Raw genomic sequence first — 17,825 nt, 5'->3', positions numbered from 1 at the left:
GGGGCTCCGCCGTTCCCGGGGAGTAGGTTGCCCGCGTGATCCTCCAGCCGCTCCCCCTCAGCCCCGACCACGACATCCCGGCGCCCCTGCTCGCCGAACTCACCGCGCTCTACGCCGGTGACCGGGAGTTCCAGGCGCTCGGCGGAGACTTCCCGGACCCCGACGACATCCGGCCCGAGCAGGTGGCCCGGGCGCTGGCCGACGAGATGGCCGAGCCGGGGGTGGAGGTGCTGCTCGCGCGCGGGGCGGGGCGGCTCGTCGGAGTGGCCGTCACCCTGGCGCACCCTCCCGACCCGGACGACCCGGACCCGTGGATCGGGCTGCTGCTGGTCGACACGGCCGTGCGGCGGCAGGGTTACGGGCGGCGGATCGCCGAGGCCGTCGAGGCGCGGTTCCGGGCGGCGGACCGCGGCGCCGTGCGCCTCGCCGTCCCGGACGCCGATCCCCGGGGACTCGCCTTCTGGACGGCCCTCGGCTACGAGGTGGTCGGGCACCGGCCCGACCGCCGGCTCGGCCGCCCCTGCGCCGTCCTGCGCAAGAGCCTGCGCACCCCGCGCCGCGCCGCCCGCGTCGCCGTGGTGGACCCGGCCGGCGCGGTCCTCCTCTTCCGGTACGACAACGTCGAGGTCGGCGTCCACTGGGCGCTGCCCGGCGGCGGACTGGAGGCGGACGAGTCCCCGCGCGAGGGCGCCCTGCGGGAACTGGCCGAGGAGACGGGGTGGACGGACCTGGAACCGGGTGAACTGCTGCACACCTGGGAACACGACTTCACCCACTCGGGCGTCCCCGTCCACCAGCACGAGCACATCTACGTCACGCCGGGCCCGCACCGGGAACCCGCCGGCCCCGGCCTGGCCGCCGCGCACGCCGCCGACGGCATCCTCACCTGGCGCTGGTGGACCCGCGGGGAGCTGGCCGAGGAGGCCGAACCGGTGTGGCCGGAGGGCCTCGCCGGACTGCTCGACGCGTGGGAGGCCGCGCGCGGCGGCCGGTGACGGCGGGGCGGCCGGTGACGGCGGGTCAGGGGCGCTCCGGCCGGCCCTCGCCGTACAGCCAGTCCCGCCAGAGCGGCTCGAAGTCCTGGTCCGGGGCCTGCTCCTCCACGTACGCGGTGAAGTCGGCGGTGTCCGCGTTGCCGTGGCGGTGGGCGGCGGTCCAGCCCTGGACGAGGTCGTAGAAGGCGTCGTCGCCGACGGCCTGCCGGATCTTGTGGACGACCATCGCGCCGCGCTGGTAGACGGGATCGGCGGAGATCCCGTCGGCGTCGGCGGGCCGCGCGGGCGGGAACTCCCAGAGGTCGTCGTAGGTGTCCTCGCCGTGCTCGTAGAGCTCGGTGAAGGTCTCCTCGGCGGTGGGGCCGCCCTCGTCCTCGGTCCACAGCCACTCGGCGTAGGTCGCGAAGCCCTCGTTGAGCCACATGTCCCGCCAGGTCCTGGGGGTCACGGAGTTGCCGAACCACTGGTGGGCGAGTTCGTGGACGAGGAGTTCGACCTCGGGGGCGCCCGGGAAGACGGGGCGGTTCTGGGTCTCCAGGGCGTACGCGGAGTCGCGCGGGCGCTCGACGATCGCGCCGGAGGAGGAGAAGGGGTACGGGCCGAAGTTGTCCGCCGCCCACTCCATGACCTCGGGCAGCCGGGCCAGCACGGCGCGGCTCGCGGCGGCCTGGGTGGGGTCGACGGCGACGTACACCGGCAGGCCGTCGCCGGTGCGGGTCCGGGTGACGGCGTACCGGCCGATCGCGAGCGTGACGACGTGGCTCGCCACGGGCTCCGCGGCGCGCCAGGCGAACGTCGTGCGGTCGCCGGTGGTGCGCTCGCCGCGCAACTCCCCGTTGGACACGGCCGTCAGGCCCCGCGGCACGGTGACGGCGATGTCGTACGACGCCTTGTCGGAGGGGTGGTGGTTGCCGGGGAACCAGGCCATGGAGCCGGTCGGTTCGCCGAGCGCCAGCGCCCCGTCGGCGGTCGGCAGCCAGCCCTCCTGCGAGCCGTCCGGATCGGTGATCGTCCCGGGGCGGCCGGAATAGCGCACGGTGACCTCGAAGGTCTCGCCCTTGCCGAGGCGGTCCTCGGGGCGGACGGTCAGCTCCTGTCCGTCGCGGTCGAAGGAGGCCGCGCCGCCCCCGACGGTGACCTCCTCGACCGTCATGCCCGTCAGGTCGAGGTCGAAGGCGGAGAGGGGCTCGGTGGCGCGGGCGGTGAGGCGGGCGGTGCCGGACAGGCGGCGCCCGGCGGGGTCGTAGGCGAGGTCGAGGTCGTAGTGGCGGACGTCGTAGCCGCCGTTGCCCGCCTTGGGGAAGTACGGGTCGCCGACGCCCGCGCCGCCGGCGTCCTCCGGCCCGCCCCCGTCGCACCCGGAGAGGGCGAGGGGCAGGGCGAGACCCCAGACGGCGGCCACGGCGACGGTCCGGACGAGGCGCGCGGATCGGGACATACGAGCGATCCTAGGCGGCCCGGACCGGGAGCCGTCGGGGACCGGGAGAGGTCGCGGACCGGGAGAGGTCGCGGACCGGGAGACGTCAGGAACAGGACACTCGGGGATCAGGACGCGTCCGGGGTCGCGGAACCGCGCGGGCGAGGGGCGGCCGGGATCTCGGGGACGCCCGCCCTTCGGGACCCGTGACACCATCTCCTACGTGCTCGACATCGGCTACGCCCTCTCCAACCGTTTCCCCGACCCCCCGCAGACCGACTACCGCCGCGCGGACGTCCACGCGCTGCGGCACGACCTGTTCTGCGGGGACGTCTACCTGGCCGACACCAAGGCGGACCGGGAACTCTCCACAGCCTGGGGATGGGTGCCGGTGCTCGACTTCGCCTGGGCGCTGTGCGACATCGTGGAGCTGATCGACCAGGACCCGGCGGGCTCCCGTGCCTCCCGCCCCCAGCACGCGGAGCTGGACTTCACCGAGTCCACCGACCGCATGCTCTTCGAGCGCCGCTTCGGCTGGGTCGACATCGAGGCCGACTGGATGCCGGCCGAGGAACCCCCGCTGACCTTCTCCCACGCCGAACTGCGCCGCGAGGCACGCGACTTCCTGCACGACCTGATCGCGGACCTGACCGACCTCCACGACGACCTGGACGAGAACCCGGCGATCTGGACCCTCCAGGCCCGCTTCCCCCGACTGGGCTGAGCGGCGCCGGCGGCGGCGGCCGGACTCCACCCCGTCCGGCCGCCCCGCCCGCCCCTCCCCCGGCCGGCCGGACCGCGTCCGGGACGGCCCCCTCACCCGGCCGGCGCCGGCCGCACCGCCCCGCCGAGCGTCACCAGGTCCTCCACCACCGTGCCGCGCGGCAGCTCGCCCCTGGCCAGGTACCTGAACCCCGTGGTCAAGCGACTCGCGTCGAGCCGCAGGCAGGCCATCACGTCGTAGTGCTGCGCTTCGGCGAGGACGTACCGCCCCTCGTCCCCGTCGTCGGGGTCCAGCGGCACGCCGCGCAGCGCGGACTCCAGTGCCGCGCGGTCCACGGGGCCCGCGGCCAGGGGCAGGAAGGCGTCCGGGTCGACGCCCTCCGGTGCCGGGAAGACGAAGTCGTCCACGGGGGTCGGCGGGTTTCCGTTCTCGTCGGTCTCCTGCTCGTCGAAGTAGCCGGGACAGGAGTCGTAGTCGAGGCGGAGGGCGCCGTCCTCGAAGACGAACATCACCACGACGTCCGAGTCGAACACGTACGTCCCCACCGTCGGCGCCCCGAGCACCTTGCTCAGTCGTCCCGCGACGTCGAGCGACGAGGTGTCCGGATCGGGGTGGACCACGGTGTGCCCCGGCCCCACCGGCAGCGCGTACCCCGACAGGCCCTCCCCCGCCAGCAACGGCACCGCCTCCTCGCACGGCCGTGCCACCAGCACGTTTCCGTAGAACGTCCCCATCCGTCTCAGTCCTCCACCCTGATCCCCAGCTCCGCCGCCAGCACCGGAGCCAGATCCAGCAGTTGACCCGTGTCGATCACCGCGCCGGACAGCCGGTCCAGGCCGCCCGCGATGCCCAGCTCCGTCGCCCCGCGCAGGTCGACGTCCCTCAGGGTCGCCGCCGTGAAGTCGGCCGCCTTCAGGGCGCAGTCCACGAACTCCACGCGCTCCAGGCGGGCGCCCGCGAAGTCCGGCTCGATCAGCACGCAGCCCTGGAAGACGACGTCCCGCAGCCGGGCCTGACGCAGGTTCAGGAAGTCGATCTTGCCGCCGCGGATCAGCACCCGCTCCAGCACCGCGCCGTGCAGCTGCGTCCCGCCCAGGCGGGCGTCGACCAGCTCGACGTCGCGCAGGGTCGCCTCGGCCAGGTCGGTGCCGACGCCGCGGATGCCGGTGAGGACGGAGTCGAGCAGGCGGGCGCGGTGCAGACGCGTCCCGTCCAGCACGCAGGCCGACAGCGCGCAGTCCATGAAGCGGGCGCCCCCGCCGTCCTGCCCGGAGAGGTCCGACCCGCCGAACTCCAGCCCGTCGTGGTCCCCGTCGGGTTCCAGCCCGCCGCCGCCGTACGGCTCCAGGGGCGGCAGCCGCACCTCCGGCCGCCGCGCGGCCTTCACCCGGCCGCCCCCGCCCGTGGCCGTCCCCGCCCTGCTCCCCCCACCCGCACCCGCCCTGCTCCCGCCGCCCGCACCCGTCCTCGCCATGCCCCCATGCTGCACCCCGCCACTGACAATCCCGCCGGCCGCCGGGAACGCCGTCGGTCCACCGCGCCGTCCGCCCCGGCCGGAACCACCTTGACCTCAAGCATGCTCGAGGTCGCAGAGTGGGCGCACAGGGCCCCGCACGACCGTGCGGGGCCGCGCGGGGGCCGGCCGGGTCCCCGCGAGCGACTCCGGGAGAACCAGATGCACGCCGTCCGCCTGCACGCCTTCGGCCCGGCCGGGAACCTCGTCCTCGAAGAGGTCGAGGACCCCCTCCCCGGGCCGGGCCAGGTCCGTGTCGCCGTCGGGGCGGCCGGCGTGCACCTGCTGGACACCGCCCTGCGCGAGGGCTTCCCGGGCCCGGGGCAGCGGCCGACGGTGCTGCCGACCGTCCCCGGCCGGGAGGTCGCCGGGGTCGTCGAGTCCCTCGGCGAGGGCGTGGACGGCGCGTGGCTCGGCAGACGCGTCGTCGCCCACCTCGGCTTCGCTCCCGGCGGGTACGCCGAACTCGCCGTCACCGACGTCGACCGCCTCCACGAGATCCCCGCGGCCCTGGACGACGCCCGGGCGGTCGCGATGATCGGCACGGGCCGCACGGCACTCGGGATCCTCCAGTTCGCCGAACCGGGCCCCGCGACGGTGGCCGTCGTCCCGGCCGCCGCGGGCGGCATCGGCACCCTGCTCGTGCAGTACGCGAAGAACGCGGGCGCCACGGTCGTCGGGCTCGCCGGCGGGCCCGCGAAGACGGCCCTGGTCCGGGAGAACGGCGCCGACCTCGCCGTCGACTACACCGCCCCCTCCTGGCCCGGGGAGGTCCGCGCCTTCCTGGCCGGCCGGCCCGCCACCGTCGTCTTCGACGGCGTCGGCGGCGAGGTCGCCCGCGAGGCGGTGGCGCTGCTCGGCCCCGGGGGCAGGCACCTCGTCTTCGGCTGGTCGGCGGAAGGCCTCCGGGACGGCCGGGGCCACTTCGTGGACGGCGTCTCGCAGTCGGTCCTCGGCCCGGTGATGCTGGAGAGGGCGGGGGGCCTGCGCGCCCTGGAACTGCGCGCCCTCACCGAGGCCGCCACGGGCCGCCTCGTCCCCTCCGTCCACCGCTTCCCCCTGCGCGAGGCGGCCGCCGCCCACCGCGCCCTGGAAACCCGCCGGACGACCGGCAAGGTCGTCCTGGAGCCCTGAACCGGACGAACCCGGAAGACCTGCGCGCCTGGTGCCTCGTCGGGGGGTGATGCGGGTGTCAGGTGCGGTGGACGAGGGCCACGACCTTTCCGACGGCACGGTTGTCTTCCATGTGCCGGTGGGCGTCGGCGAGTTCGTCCAGCGTGAAGACCCGGTCGATCACGACCCGGCAGGCGCCCGCCTCGACCTCGCGGACGACGGCGTCGAGGGCGGCCTGCGCCCAGTCGCCCCGGTTGATCTCGCTGCTGGAGAAGGTGGTGAGGGTGGCGCCGGAAGGGATGTCCTCCAGCGGCTCGAAGTCGGGGACGGTCCAGGTGTCCGAGAGGATGCCGGAGTTGCACACCCCGCCGCCCGGCGCGAGGACGGCGAGGGAGTCGAGCACGGCGGTGCCGCCGACGAGGTCGAGCACCCGGTCCGCTCCGTCCGCCCACACCTCGCGGACCGCGTCCCCGAGGCCTTCACCCCGGTCGAGGACGACATGGTCGGCGCCCTGCGCGCGCAGGGCGTCCGTCTTGGCCGGATCGCGGGTGGTGGCGGCGGTCTCCACGCCGAGCGCGGCCGCGAGGGAGAGCGCCGCCATGCCGACGGACGAGGTGGCGGCGCGGATCAGCAGCCGGTCGCCGGGCCGGAGGCGGAGCGCTTCGAGCGAGCCGTGGGCGCTGAGCCAGGACTCGGGCAGCGCCGCCAGGACGGTCCAGGGAAGGGTGGACCTCAGTCGCATCAACTGGGCGGTGGGGAGCAGCGCGTACTCCGCGTAGCTGCCGTCGTACTTCCGGCCCATCCCGCCCATGGCGGCGGCGACTGCGGTGCCCGGGGGCAGGGCCGGGTCGTCGGACTCCTCGACGAGGCCGACGCACTCGATGCCCGGGACGCGCGGCAGGGTGACCCCCGGGGACTGGCCCCGGCGGGTGAACAGCTCGGAGCGGTTCAGACCGAAGGCCATGACGCGTACGAGGGTCCAGCCCCCGCGCGGGGTGGGGCGGGGCACCTCGCCGGGCCGTAACACCTCCGGCCCGCCCGGGCGCCGCAACGTCACCGCTCGCACGGTCGCGCCACCTCCCTCCGATCCGTCCGTTCGCCGATTCGCCCGGCAGGTTATCTCGATTAGTGTCACTCGAAAAGAGATAGCCTGAAAGGAGACGCATGAGGGGGACCACGAGAGGCCCCGTGGGAGGAGACCCGTGCTGACCCTTGCCATTCTGGGATTTCTGGCCGAACGCCCCATGCACGCCTACGAACTGCGGCAGGTCGTCTCCGACTTGATCGGGCACAACCGTCCGGTGAGCGACGGCGCGCTCTACCCGGCGGTCAACCGGCTGCGCGAGGCGGGCCACGTCGAGCGGCGGGCCGAGCCCGGCGAGGGCGCGCCCGCCCGCCAGGTGCTCCACCTCACCGACGACGGGCGGGCGGAGCTGCTGCGACGGCTGGCCGCCCCCAAGGAGACCGAGATCACCGACGGCGCCTCCTTCTTCACCCTGCTCGCCTTTTTGGGGCAGTTGGACGACCCGGCCCGGCAGGCGGCCGTGCTCCGGCGGCGGCTGGACTTCCTCACCCGCCCCGGCAGCTTCTTCCGCAAGGACGGAAAGCCCGCCCTCGTCAGGGATGTGGACGACCCCTTCCGGAAGGGGATGCTCCTGGTCGCCCGTGCCACCCGGCGCGCCGAGCGCGAGTGGCTGGAACAGGCCCTGCGGGAGCGGGAGGAGAGCGGCTCGGCTTCCGGTCCGGAGGCGGGGGCCGGTTCCGTTTCCGGACCCGAAACGGCGCCGGCCTCTGCTCCCGAGGTCTGAGCGCCGGGTTCCCGGCGGGCGGTACCCGCGTCCACCCGGCCCCCGCCTGCCGGATGGGCGCGGACGGCGGAGAGGACCGTCTCCTCGTCGAACTCGTCGACGCCCAGGTGGACGTCGTACAGGCTCGCGTCGGCAGGCCGCCCCGTCCTCGTCGACCGCGACCGCCGGGGCCAGGGGCGCACCACGCTGTGCGCCCTTCGGCGGCCGGACCGACGCCCTTGGCAGGGCGAGGGGTCTCGACCTGCGAGACGCCTCCGGGGAGGCGGGTGTGCTCGATCAGGAGGTTGTCCGGGACAAGGTCCGCGCGCGGGTGGGGCAGCCGGGTCCCGGCCGGTGCCCGGCGCCGGGGCGCCGGTCAGGGCAGGGCGTCCGTCTCCAGCACCATGCGGACCCGGCCGACAACCGGGAGGAGCCGGACAGGGTCCGCGCCCTCAGGACCGTCCCCGAGGGGGGACGACGCCCGGGGCAGGACGCCGGTCGGCTCCGGAGGCCGCCCGTGCCCCTGCCCCGGAAGCGGCGCACGCCGTCCTCCTGGACGTCGATGGCGACGCTCCCGGCGCCCGCGCCGCAGCGCATCACGTTCACGGCCGGTTCCCCCGTGACGATGTCCCGGCTTGCCGGTACTCCGCCGGCCGAAGCCGTGAGTCGTCCGGTTCCGGTGGCGACCACGGGGCCTCGCAAGGCGCCGCCCCTGCCCTCGATCGCTCTCGGAAGGCGTCGGGACCCGGTTCAGGGGCTGCCCGCTCAAACGGCGTCGCCGAACGGGACCGCCGTCAGGAACCACCGTCGACGCCCCCCACGGTCCAAGATCGCGGGGGCGTCGTCCCTGGTCGGGCGCGGAGCCCCCTGTCGGATTCGAACCGACGACCTTCGCTTTACAAGAGCGGTGCTCTACCAGCTGAGCTAAGGAGGCGTGCGCGTCGCGTGCCGCGGGCGCGCCCGAGCAGTGTACCCAGGTCGCCGGGAGCGCCCGCCGAGAATTTCCGCGAAGTTCACATGCCTCCGGGTACTGACAGACCGGGCGAACGCCAGGTAGCGTCCAGATCCGGTTCACTCGTGTGGACTACACCTTCCCGGGTGCTGCCCGGGACGGCTCACCACCTTCCTACAACGGATCGTCCGGCACGTTCCTGCCGGTAGAAGGGGGCCCATCACCATGGCCACTGTCACGTTCGACAAGGCGACCCGGATCTACCCGGGTTCCACCAAGCCCGCCGTCGACGCGCTCGAGATCGACATCGCGGACGGCGAGTTCCTCGTCCTGGTCGGCCCGTCGGGCTGCGGCAAGTCCACCTCGCTCCGGATGCTCGCGGGGCTCGAGGACGTCAACGGCGGCGCCATCCGCATCGGTGACCGCGACGTCACGCACCTGCCGCCGAAGGACCGGGACATCGCCATGGTGTTCCAGAACTACGCGCTCTACCCGCACATGACCGTCGCCGACAACATGGGCTTCGCGCTCAAGATCGCCGGCGTCAACAAGGCGGAGATCCGGCAGAAGGTCGAGGAGGCCGCGAAGATCCTCGACCTCACCGAGTACCTGGACCGCAAGCCGAAGGCCCTGTCCGGCGGTCAGCGCCAGCGTGTCGCGATGGGCCGCGCCATCGTGCGCGAGCCGCAGGTCTTCCTCATGGACGAGCCGCTGTCCAACCTGGACGCCAAGCTCCGCGTCTCGACGCGTACGCAGATCGCCTCGCTCCAGCGCCGTCTCGGCATCACCACCGTGTACGTCACCCACGACCAGGTCGAGGCCCTCACCATGGGCGACCGGGTCGCGGTCCTCAAGGACGGTCTGCTCCAGCAGGTCGACACCCCGCGCAACATGTACGACCGCCCGGCGAACCTCTTCGTGGCCGGCTTCATCGGCTCCCCGGCGATGAACCTCGTCGAGGTCCCGATCGCCGACGGCGGCGTGAAGTTCGGCAAGTCGGTCGTGCCGGTGCAGCGTGACGCGCTCTCCGCCGCCACCGACAAGACGGTCACCGTCGGCGTGCGTCCCGAGCACTTCGACGTGGCCGGCGCCGACTCCGACCAGGGCCTCGCGGTCGTCGTGAACGTGGTCGAGGAACTGGGCTCCGACGCCTTCGTCTACGGCACCGCCACGGTCGGCGGCGAGTCGAAGGACCTCGTCGTCCGCGTCGGCGGCCGCAACGTCCCGGAGAAGGGCAGCACGCTGCACGTCGTGCCGCGCGCCGGCGAGACCCACGTGTTCTCGACCTCCACGGGCGCGCGCCTCTCCGACTGAGCGACGTCCCGGGCGACGCCCCGAGCGGCGTCCGGAACGCGCTCGGCGGGATGCACCACCCGCACCGACGAGAAGGGCCCCGCGGCCGCTGCCGCGGGGCCCTTCTCGCGTGGGTCCGCCCGGACGCCGGAAACCCCGGCACAACGGGCGTTTCGAGCAGTGGGCGTCAACGCCTTACCCAAAAAGAGGCACTACTCCATCCCCCGACCGGGTGACTAAATGTCGCCAAATCATTACCCCGCGCTACCCTCACACGCGTGAAGCACTCCGTGAACCACTCCGCCACCCAACCGTCGCGACGCGGCCAGGGCCCCGCCCGACGGATCGGCCGCTCGCTCGCCCTCGTCCTGCCCGTCGTCATGGTGCTCTCGGGAACCCTCGCGGTCACCCGGGTCGACTGGTCGGGGAACCCCTCGGATTCGGTGCTCACCGCCTCCGACGTCTCCACCGTCCACCGCACCGCGCGGGACGCCGCCAAGGCCCCGCAGGACGTCCTGCGCGAGCGGCTGCTGACCGAGCTCCAGGAGAAGGACCCGGGCACCGCGCTGACGCACCTGCAGGCCGCGGTGAACGGCAAGCCGTCCCTGGCGAGGCACTGCACCTCCATCGCCCGCGCCCTGGGCCGCGCCGCCGTCCGCATCTACGGCCCCTCGCGCGCCCAGTCCTACACCCGCCCGGTGTGCGACACGTCCTTCGCCTCGGGCGTCCTGGCGGCGCGCGGCTAGGACCCCGGACGGCCTCGCAGGGGAGCCTCCCGACGGGTCGGGGGCGCCGCGTACAGTTCGGGCATGACCGATCCGCGCGCCGCGTCCCGACCCACGCAAGCCGTCATCCTGGCCGGCGGCCAGGGGTCCCGGCTGCGTCCCTACACCGACGACCGGCCCAAGCCGATGGTCGAGATCCCCGGGACGGGGACGCCGATCATCGGCCACCAGCTGGGCTGGCTCGCCGAGGAGGGCGTGACGGACGTCGTGGTCTCGTGCGGCCACCTCGCCGACGTCCTGGAGAACTGGCTGAACTCCGCCGACCTGCCGCTGAGGGTCACCACGGTCGTCGAGACCGAGCCCCTCGGCCGCGGCGGCGGCCTGAAGTACGCGGCCGCCCGCCTGCCCCACCCCGAGCGGCCCTGGTACGCCACCAACGGCGACATCTGGACCCGTTTCTCGCTGCGCGACATGGCGGACTTCCACACCGAGCGCGGCGCGGTCGCCACCCTCGCGCTGGCCCGGCCGCGCATTCCCTGGGGGGCCGTGCAGACGGACGGCTTCGGTCACATCACGGACTTCATCGAGGCCCCGCCCACGACGTACGAGGTCAACGCGGGCGTCTACGTCTTCTCCCCCGAGTTCGCCGGGCTGCTGCCCGAGCGCGGGGACCACGAGCGGACCACGTTCCCGCGGCTGGCCCGCGAGCTGCGGCTGGCCGGGTTCCCGATCCCGCAGGGCGCCTACTGGCGTGCCATCGACACGGCGAAGGACCTCACGGAGGCGGCCAAGGAACTGGCCGCGCTCGGCCGCTGACGGCCTGACACCCGACGGGACGAGGGGCCCCCCGCCCGCCCCCCCCCCCGGGGGGGCCCCCCCCCGGGGGGGGGGGGGGGGGGGGGGGCGCCCGGGGGGCCCCCGCCCCCCCCGCCGGGGGGGGGGGGCGGGGGCCCCCCACGCACGGGGCGGCCCGCGGCCGGGGGGGGGGGCCCCCCCCCGGGGGGGGGGGCCCCCCCCCCCCCCCGGGGCGGGGGGGGGCCCCTCGTCGTACGGGCGGGGGCGGCCGTCTAGCCGAGGAGGCCGCCCACCAGTCCGGGCTGGTCCGCCGACGGGGAGCCGCCGCCGGAGCCGCCGGTGGAACCGGAGGTGCTGGTGCCGCCGGAGGTGGGTCCCGCGCTGGTGCTGGGGGCCTCCTCGACCGGGCTGGACCGCTCCGGCGGGGCCTCGCCGCCGCCGGTGCCCTGGGTCTGGCTGGGGGCGCCGCTCGTGGCGGTCCCGGTGTCCCGCGTGGCGTCCGGGGCGGAGTCCTCGTCCCGCGCCGGCGCCTCGGAGGTGCTGCCCTGTGTCGGGGAGGTGGAGGCGGACGGCGTCCTGCTCGGCCGGCGCCCGTCGGACTCCTCGGGGAGCGGCGAGCCGGGCAGTTCGTTGCGCGGGGCCTCACCCGGGCCGGGGACGACGACGCGGTCGGCGTCGCGGACGGCGGCGCCGAGCAGCGATCCGGTCAGCAGGGTGAGCCCGACGACGATCGCGGTGACGAGGGTGCCGCGGCGCAGCACGTAACGGCGCAGCTCCCACAGGTCGGACCGCGGGCCGAGCCGCCGCCAGGCGGCGGCCGCGAGGCGGCCGTCGACGGAGTAGACGGGGGCGCCGGCGATGACCAGCGGCGACCAGGCGGCGAGGTAGATGATGTCGGGCGTCTCGTAGACCGGGACGGTCTTCCAGCTGACGGTGAGCAGGAGCGCGGCCGAGAGCATGGCGCCGAAGCCGGCCGCGACCCGCTGCCAGCAGCCCAGGACCGTGAGGACGCCCACGACGACCTGGAGGAAGGCGATGACGAGACCGGATCCGACGGGGTGGTGCAGGGCGAACTGGCGCAGCGGCTCGGCGACTTCCCACGGGTGCAGGGTGTTGAGCCACTTCACCATGGAGCCGCGCTCGCCGCCGTCGAAGTAGACGGGGTCGCACAGCTTGCTCATGCCGGCGTAGACGGAGATGAAGCCGAGGAGGATGCGCAGCGGGAGCAGGACGACGCCGAGGTTCATCCGGCGGCCGGGGTAGTAGACGTGCCGGGCCGGGTCGCTGCCGTGCCGTCTGCCGCGCGGGCCGGTGTCCGCCGCGGCGGCGGCCTCCGCGAACTCCTCGAACCTGCCGTCGTCGTGGGCCGGCCGGTCGTAGCCGGAGTCGCCGTACCCCGAGTCGCCGTACCCGGAGTCGCCGTGACCGGACCGGTCGTAGCCGTAGCCGTAGCCGTAGCCGCCGTGGCCGGGCTCGTCGTAGGCGCTGCCGACGGTGCGCATCTGCGGCAGGATCCGCTGTTCGCCGTCGCCGTGGGTGCGCTGGGCGCCGACGAGGGGGGTTTCGAGGGTGTGCGCGGTGAAGTCGCCGGCGTAGCCGTCGTCGGTCCCCACGCGGGGGATGACCTGGGTGGCTCCGGCGTCGGCGGGCGGTTCGCCGTGGCCGACGCTGCCCGCCCGCACGGCTTGGAGCAGCCGGTGGGCGCCGGTGTCGTCCGGTGCGGACCGGCCGCTCCAGACGACCGGCCGACGACGGGCGGCACCGCCCCCGGCGACGGGGATGCGCGCGGTGTCCCCGGCGACGCTCGCGTGCCGGGAGATCCGCGGGGACGGGCTGCGTCGTGCCGACGCTCCCAGCTGCACGCGGAAACTCGCGTGATTGACGATGATCTGCGCCGGGTCGCTCGGCACCTTCACCATGCTCAGCGCGGGAGCGTCGTCGAAGCCCGACGAGAGGTCCCCCGTGGGTGTGCGGGGTGTTCTGGTGTCCACACTCATCTAACCGAGTGATGTGTCCTTAGGACACTGCCTTGACCCGCCGGATCTGTCCGGACAGCGTCAAGGTTGCCCGACGCGCCGGAATCACCCCGCGAGGGGGATCCGGCGGACGGGCGTGCGAACCGTCCGCCACCGGCCGCCGGGTCCGGGACGAGGCAGCCCCGGCCCCGGGCCCCCGTTGCGGATCCGGCCCGTGTCAGTCCCTGCGCCGGGCCGCCTCGTAGAGCACGATCCCCGCCGCCACACCGGCGTTGAGCGATTCCGCGCCGCCCGGCATGGGGATGCGCACCCGGTGGTCGCAGGTCTCGCCGACGAGACGGGACAGGCCCTTGCCCTCGCTGCCGACGACGATGACGACCGGGCCGCTCAGGGCCGCCAGCTCGCCGATCTCGGTCTCGCCGTCGGCGGCCAGACCGACGATCGTGATGCCGGCCTTCTTGTACGCCTCCAGGGCGCGGGTGAGGTTGGTGGCGCGGGCCACCGGCGTGCGGGCCGCCGCGCCGGCGGACGTCTTCCAGGCGCCGGCGGTCATGCCGGCCGCGCGGCGCTCGGGGACGACGACGCCGTGGCCGCCGAAGGCGGAGACCGAGCGGACGACGGCGCCGAGGTTGCGCGGGTCGGTCACGCCGTCGAGGGCCACGATGAGCGGGTCCTCGCCGTCGTCGTAGGCGGCGGCCGCCAGGTCCTCGGGGTGCGCGTACTCGTACGGCGGGACCTGGAGGACCAGGCCCTGGTGGTTGAGGTTGTTGGTCATGCGGTCCAGCTCGGGGCGCGGGGCCTCCATGAGGTTGATGCCGCCGCGCTCGGCCGCGAGCTGGAGCGCCTCGCGCACCCGCTCGTCGTTGTCGATGAACTGCTGGACGTACAGCGTGGAGGCGGGCACGCCACCACGGAGCGCCTCCACGACCGGGTTGCGGCCGACGACCAGTTCGGAGGCCGACTTGCCGCCGCGGCCGCGGGGCACCGGACGGCGCGCGGTCTGCTTGGCCTTCGCGGTGGCGAGGCGGTTCTTCTTGTGGCCCTTGCGCATCTCGGCGGGCGGGGTCGGACCCTTGCCCTCCAGGCCCCGGCGCCGCTGGCCGCCACTGCCGACCTGCGCGCCCTTCTTGCCGGACATGCGGCGGTTGTTGGCTGCCATGACCTACCCGTCTGTCGTGAAGCGTGCGTGCGTACGTAATGCAGTGTGCCGCCCGGACACCCGGGCGGCACAATCGATCAAGGATGCATCAAGGATCGATCAGGGCCGCTCAGCGCGGGCCGAGCGTCCAGCGCGGCCCCTGGGGGCCGTCCTCGATGGACAGCCCGGACTGGTTGAGCTGGTCGCGGATGGCGTCCGCGGTGGCCCAGTCCTTGCGGCCGCGCGCCGCCTCCCGCTGGTCGAGGACCATGCGGACGAGGGTGTCGACGACGCCGTGCAGGTCCTCGCCCCGGTCGGTCTCCCCGGCCCAGTGCGGGTCGAGGGGGTCCAGGCCGAGGACGCCGAGCATGGCGCGCACCTCGGCGAGGCGGGCCACGGCGGCTTCCTTGTCGTCGGCGGCCAGGGCGGAGTTGCCCTGCCGGACGGTGGTGTGCAGGACGGCGAGGGCCTGCGGGACGCCCAGGTCGTCGTCCATCGCCTCGGCGAAGGCGGGCGGCACGTCGGCGGCGGGCTCGACGACTCCCCCGGCCATCTCGACGACGCGCTGCACGAAGCCCTCGATCCGCGCGAACGCCGACTCGGCCTCGCGCAGGGCCTCCTCGCTGTACTCGATCATCGAGCGGTAGTGCGGGGTGCCCAGGTAGTAGCGCAGCACGATGGGGCGCCACCGCTTGACCATCTCGGAGACCAGCACGCTGTTCCCGAGCGACTTGGACATCTTCTCGCCGCTCATGGTGACCCAGGCGTTGTGCACCCAGTACCGCGCGAACTCGTCGCCGTAGGCCTGGGCCTGGGCGATCTCGTTCTCGTGGTGGGGGAAGATCAGGTCCAGGCCGCCGCCGTGGATGTCGAAGGCGGAGCCCAGGTACTTGTGGGCCATCGCCGAGCACTCCAGGTGCCAGCCGGGACGGCCGCGGCCCCACGGGGTCTCCCAGTCGGGCTCGCCCGGCTTGGTGGCCTTCCACATCGCGAAGTCGCGGGGGTCGCGCTTGCCGGTGATGCCGTCCTCGGCCGGCTGGCGCAGGTCGTCGATGTCCTGGTTGGACAGCGCCAGGTAGCCGGGGAAGGAACGCACGTCGAAGTAGACGCTGCCGTCGGCCTCGTAGGCGTGCCCGCGCTCGATGAGCCCGCGCATCATCTCGATCATCTCGGGGACGTGCCCGGTGGCCCGCGGCTCGTAGGTCGGCGGGAGGCAGCCGAGGGCCTGGTAGCCGTCGCCGAACGCCCGCTCGTTCTCGTACCCGATGGACCACCAGGGTCGGTCCTGGTCGCGCGACTTGGCGATGATCTTGTCGTCGATGTCGGTGACGTTCCGGATGAACGTGACGGCGTAGCCGCGGTGGGTGAACCAGCGGCGCATGATGTCGAAGTTCAGGCCGGAGCGGATGTGCCCGATGTGCGGGGCCGCCTGCACGGTGGCACCACACAGGTAGATCGAGACGCAACCCGGCGTGAGCGGGGCGAAGTCACGGATCTGCCGGGCGCTGGTGTCGTACAGGCGAATGGTCACCGCTCCAGGGTAGTGGGCGTGGGCGGGTGCCCGACACCCTTCACCGGTTTGCCGGTGACCCCGCGGTGGCGGGGCCCACCGGCCGACGGTGGCGGGGTCCCGCGGCCGAGGGAGTCGGGGCCCTGCGGCCTATGGAGCCGGGAGCCCACGACCGCCGAAGCCGGGGCCTCACGGTCGGTGGAGCCGGGAGCCCGCTACTGGCGGAGCCGCGAGCCCGCAGCCGATGAGGCCGAGAGCCTCCGGCCGACGGAGCCGGGAGCCCGCTACTGGCGGAGCCGCGAGCCCGCAGCCGACGGCACCGGAGGCCCACGCCCGTCCGATCGGGCCGGACGGGCCGGAAGTCCGCGCCTGCCCGGACTGCCCGGACTGACCGGACGGGCGCGGACGGGCCCGCCCTCAGCGGTCCCCGCGTCGCCGCCGTCCCCGCGTCGCCGCCGTCCTCAGCCCTGTCGCCGCACCACCAGTGCCGTCGCCACCGCCATCAGGCCCTCGTCCCGGCCGGGGAAGCCCAGCCCGTCCGTCGTCGCGCCCGACACCGACACCGGCGCCCCCGCCGCCTCGGAGAGGATCTTCTGCGCCTCCTCGCGGCGCTTGCCGATCTTGGGGCGGGGGCCGACGACCTGGACGGCGATGTTGCCGATGCCGAAGCCGGCCGCGCGCACGATCCGGGCCGCCTCCGTCAGCAGCGTCACGCCCGAGGCGCCGGACCACTCGGGACGGCCGGTGCCGAAGTGCTGTCCGAGGTCGCCGAGCCCCGCGGCGGAGAACAGCGCGTTGCACGCGGCGTGCGCGACGACGTCCGCGTCGGAGTGACCGGCCAGACCCGGTCCCTCGCCCTCCCACCGCAGGCCCGCGCACCACAGCTCGCGGCCCTCCTCGAAGGCGTGGATGTCGGTGCCGATGCCGACCTGGGGCAGCACGGGCGGCAGGGGCGGCGCCGGGGTCGTCTCAGAAGCCATCGTTGAGCCTCCTGCGGGCGAGGACCGCCTCCGCGAGGACGAGGTCCAGCGGGCGGGTGACCTTGAAGGCCTCCTCGTGACCGGGGACGGCCACGACGGTCAGGCCGAGCCGCTCGACCATGCCGGCGTCGTCGGTGACGTCGTCGGTGACGGTCTCGTGGGCACGCACGAGGGTGGCGCGGTCGAAGCCCTGCGGCGTCTGCACGGCCCGCAGCCGCGCCCGCTCGGGCGTGGCGACGACCGGTTCGGGCGCGCCGGGGACCTCGGCCGGTTCGACCTCCTTGACGGTGTCCGCGAGCGGCAGCGCCGGCACGACGGCGGGGGCGCCGTCGCGGACGGCCTCGATCACGGCGTCGACGGTGTCGACGGGCACCAGCGGCCGGGCGGCGTCGTGCACGAGGACGATGTCGTGGCCGGGCGGCAGGGCGTCGAGGCCGAGCCGCACCGACTCCTGGCGGGTCTCGCCGCCGGGGACGACGACGAAGTCGGTGCGGTCGGGCAGCGCGTGCGCGTCGAGCAGCGACCTGACCTCGGCGGCGCCGTCCGGCGGGGCCACGACGACGACGAGGGAGACGGCGCGGGACGCGGCCAGGGCCCGCACCGCGTGGATCAGCATGGGGGTCCCGCCCAGCGTGCGGAGCGCTTTGGGCGCGCCCGGACCGAGGCGTACGCCCCGGCCGGCGGCCGGGATCACCGCGGCCGTGCGGGCGGGGACGGGGGCGGGAAGCGAATCGTCAGACATCGGTTCCTGTCAGGTTTGTGTGCTCGGCCTACGTGGGTACGGAGACAGCGTGCCGGGCGCGACGCCTTGACCGACCCCTTCCGTGACACCGGTCGAGGCAGTGAGCGGCCGGGGCCCGGCACGCCGGACTCCGGGGGTGCGCATCCGGATTTCGGGGTGTGCGTC

At 74.5% G+C, this 17,825-nt stretch carries 16 protein-coding genes and 1 tRNA gene; 7 read left to right on the top strand and 10 right to left on the bottom strand.

Annotated features, from left to right (window positions below; translation table 11 throughout):
- Window positions 1-35 precede the first annotated feature (35 nt).
- Window positions 36-995: a GNAT family N-acetyltransferase gene (locus ACF09K_RS14115; RefSeq protein WP_392243372.1), complete on the top strand. Its 960-nt coding sequence runs from the start codon at window positions 36-38 to the stop codon at window positions 993-995.
- Window positions 996-1,020: 25 nt separating this feature from the next.
- Here the strand turns inward: ACF09K_RS14115 and ACF09K_RS14110 are convergent, their stop codons facing one another.
- On the bottom strand, window positions 1,021-2,433 hold the full coding sequence (locus tag ACF09K_RS14110; RefSeq protein WP_392243370.1) for a M1 family metallopeptidase: 1,413 nt from the start codon (window positions 2,431-2,433) through the stop codon (window positions 1,021-1,023).
- Window positions 2,434-2,635: 202 nt separating this feature from the next.
- Between ACF09K_RS14110 and ACF09K_RS14105 the strand changes: the two genes are divergently transcribed.
- Window positions 2,636-3,136 carry a hypothetical protein gene (locus ACF09K_RS14105; RefSeq protein ID WP_392243368.1) on the top strand — a complete coding sequence of 167 codons (501 nt, stop codon included), beginning with the start codon at window positions 2,636-2,638 and terminating at the stop codon, window positions 3,134-3,136.
- Window positions 3,137-3,228: 92 nt separating this feature from the next.
- Here the strand turns inward: ACF09K_RS14105 and ACF09K_RS14100 are convergent, their stop codons facing one another.
- Entirely contained in the window at window positions 3,229-3,870 is a 642-nt protein-coding gene (locus tag ACF09K_RS14100; RefSeq protein ID WP_392243366.1) for a hypothetical protein, read from the bottom strand.
- A gap of 5 nt (window positions 3,871-3,875) precedes the next feature.
- On the bottom strand, window positions 3,876-4,610 hold the full coding sequence (locus ACF09K_RS14095; RefSeq protein WP_392243364.1) for a pentapeptide repeat-containing protein: 735 nt from the start codon (window positions 4,608-4,610) through the stop codon (window positions 3,876-3,878).
- A 201-nt stretch (window positions 4,611-4,811) separates the two neighbouring features.
- Here ACF09K_RS14095 and ACF09K_RS14090 point away from each other — a divergent pair, with 201 nt between their 5' ends.
- Window positions 4,812-5,783, top strand: a complete 972-nt coding sequence (locus tag ACF09K_RS14090; RefSeq protein ID WP_392243363.1) for a zinc-binding dehydrogenase — start codon at window positions 4,812-4,814, stop codon at window positions 5,781-5,783.
- Window positions 5,784-5,841: 58 nt separating this feature from the next.
- On the opposite strand, the gene ACF09K_RS14085 is transcribed toward ACF09K_RS14090, so the two are convergent.
- Window positions 5,842-6,819, bottom strand: coding sequence for a zinc-binding dehydrogenase (locus ACF09K_RS14085; protein WP_392243361.1), 978 nt, complete (start codon window positions 6,817-6,819; stop codon window positions 5,842-5,844).
- A gap of 145 nt (window positions 6,820-6,964) precedes the next feature.
- Between ACF09K_RS14085 and ACF09K_RS14080 the strand changes: the two genes are divergently transcribed.
- The gene (locus tag ACF09K_RS14080; protein ID WP_392243360.1) at window positions 6,965-7,570 is read left to right on the top strand and encodes a PadR family transcriptional regulator; all 606 of its coding nucleotides are present in this window, start codon (window positions 6,965-6,967) and stop codon (window positions 7,568-7,570) included.
- An 840-nt stretch (window positions 7,571-8,410) separates the two neighbouring features.
- On the opposite strand, the gene ACF09K_RS14075 is transcribed toward ACF09K_RS14080, so the two are convergent.
- Window positions 8,411-8,483, bottom strand: a tRNA-Thr gene (locus tag ACF09K_RS14075).
- A gap of 243 nt (window positions 8,484-8,726) precedes the next feature.
- Between ACF09K_RS14075 and ACF09K_RS14070 the strand changes: the two genes are divergently transcribed.
- From ACF09K_RS14070 to ACF09K_RS14060, 3 genes are all read left to right on the top strand, one after another.
- On the top strand, window positions 8,727-9,815 hold the full coding sequence (locus tag ACF09K_RS14070; protein WP_392243359.1) for an ABC transporter ATP-binding protein: 1,089 nt from the start codon (window positions 8,727-8,729) through the stop codon (window positions 9,813-9,815).
- A gap of 257 nt (window positions 9,816-10,072) precedes the next feature.
- The gene (locus ACF09K_RS14065; protein WP_392243357.1) at window positions 10,073-10,540 is read left to right on the top strand and encodes a hypothetical protein; all 468 of its coding nucleotides are present in this window, start codon (window positions 10,073-10,075) and stop codon (window positions 10,538-10,540) included.
- 63 nt (window positions 10,541-10,603) lie between these two features.
- The gene (locus tag ACF09K_RS14060; RefSeq protein WP_392243356.1) at window positions 10,604-11,335 is read left to right on the top strand and encodes an NDP-sugar synthase; all 732 of its coding nucleotides are present in this window, start codon (window positions 10,604-10,606) and stop codon (window positions 11,333-11,335) included.
- 251 nt (window positions 11,336-11,586) lie between these two features.
- Here the strand turns inward: ACF09K_RS14060 and ACF09K_RS14055 are convergent, their stop codons facing one another.
- The 5 genes from ACF09K_RS14055 to ispD form a co-directional block, all read right to left on the bottom strand.
- Complete coding sequence (locus ACF09K_RS14055) at window positions 11,587-13,311, bottom strand: DoxX family membrane protein (RefSeq protein ID WP_392243354.1); 1,725 nt, start codon at window positions 13,309-13,311, stop codon at window positions 11,587-11,589.
- Window positions 13,312-13,507: 196 nt separating this feature from the next.
- A complete protein-coding gene (gene rlmB, locus ACF09K_RS14050) occupies window positions 13,508-14,449 on the bottom strand; it encodes a 23S rRNA (guanosine(2251)-2'-O)-methyltransferase RlmB (protein WP_392243353.1) in 942 nt (313 codons plus the stop codon).
- A gap of 109 nt (window positions 14,450-14,558) precedes the next feature.
- Window positions 14,559-15,959, bottom strand: coding sequence for a cysteine--tRNA ligase (gene cysS, locus ACF09K_RS14045; protein WP_392243351.1), 1,401 nt, complete (start codon window positions 15,957-15,959; stop codon window positions 14,559-14,561).
- 440 nt (window positions 15,960-16,399) lie between these two features.
- Complete coding sequence (gene ispF / locus ACF09K_RS14040; RefSeq protein WP_392243350.1) at window positions 16,400-16,918, bottom strand: 2-C-methyl-D-erythritol 2,4-cyclodiphosphate synthase; 519 nt, start codon at window positions 16,916-16,918, stop codon at window positions 16,400-16,402.
- Window positions 16,908-17,660, bottom strand: a complete 753-nt coding sequence (gene ispD / locus ACF09K_RS14035) for a 2-C-methyl-D-erythritol 4-phosphate cytidylyltransferase (protein ID WP_392243348.1) — start codon at window positions 17,658-17,660, stop codon at window positions 16,908-16,910. The genes ispF and ispD overlap by 11 nt, the downstream gene beginning before the upstream one ends.
- Between the last annotated feature and the right edge of the window lie 165 nt (window positions 17,661-17,825).

Origin of the sequence: Streptomyces sp. NPDC014882 (assembly GCF_043081325.1) — a bacterium.
Lineage (GTDB): Bacteria > Actinomycetota > Actinomycetes > Streptomycetales > Streptomycetaceae > Streptomyces.
This window is presented reverse-complemented; position numbering and strand designations above follow the sequence as displayed.

What these genes read in the sequence shown, in the direction of transcription:
- ACF09K_RS14060 (WP_392243356.1), top strand. Translation starts at nt 10,604, where the DNA reads ATGACCGATCCGCGCGCCGCGTCCCGACCCACGCAAGCCGTCATCCTG.
- rlmB (WP_392243353.1), bottom strand. Translation starts at nt 14,449, where the DNA reads ATGGCAGCCAACAACCGCCGCATGTCCGGCAAGAAGGGCGCGCAGGTC.
- ACF09K_RS14110 (WP_392243370.1), bottom strand. Translation starts at nt 2,433, where the DNA reads ATGTCCCGATCCGCGCGCCTCGTCCGGACCGTCGCCGTGGCCGCCGTC.
- ispF (WP_392243350.1), bottom strand. Translation starts at nt 16,918, where the DNA reads ATGGCTTCTGAGACGACCCCGGCGCCGCCCCTGCCGCCCGTGCTGCCC.
- ACF09K_RS14070 (WP_392243359.1), top strand. Translation starts at nt 8,727, where the DNA reads ATGGCCACTGTCACGTTCGACAAGGCGACCCGGATCTACCCGGGTTCC.
- ispD (WP_392243348.1), bottom strand. Translation starts at nt 17,660, where the DNA reads ATGTCTGACGATTCGCTTCCCGCCCCCGTCCCCGCCCGCACGGCCGCG.
- ACF09K_RS14100 (WP_392243366.1), bottom strand. Translation starts at nt 3,870, where the DNA reads ATGGGGACGTTCTACGGAAACGTGCTGGTGGCACGGCCGTGCGAGGAG.
- ACF09K_RS14055 (WP_392243354.1), bottom strand. Translation starts at nt 13,311, where the DNA reads ATGAGTGTGGACACCAGAACACCCCGCACACCCACGGGGGACCTCTCG.
- ACF09K_RS14090 (WP_392243363.1), top strand. Translation starts at nt 4,812, where the DNA reads ATGCACGCCGTCCGCCTGCACGCCTTCGGCCCGGCCGGGAACCTCGTC.
- ACF09K_RS14095 (WP_392243364.1), bottom strand. Translation starts at nt 4,610, where the DNA reads ATGGCGAGGACGGGTGCGGGCGGCGGGAGCAGGGCGGGTGCGGGTGGG.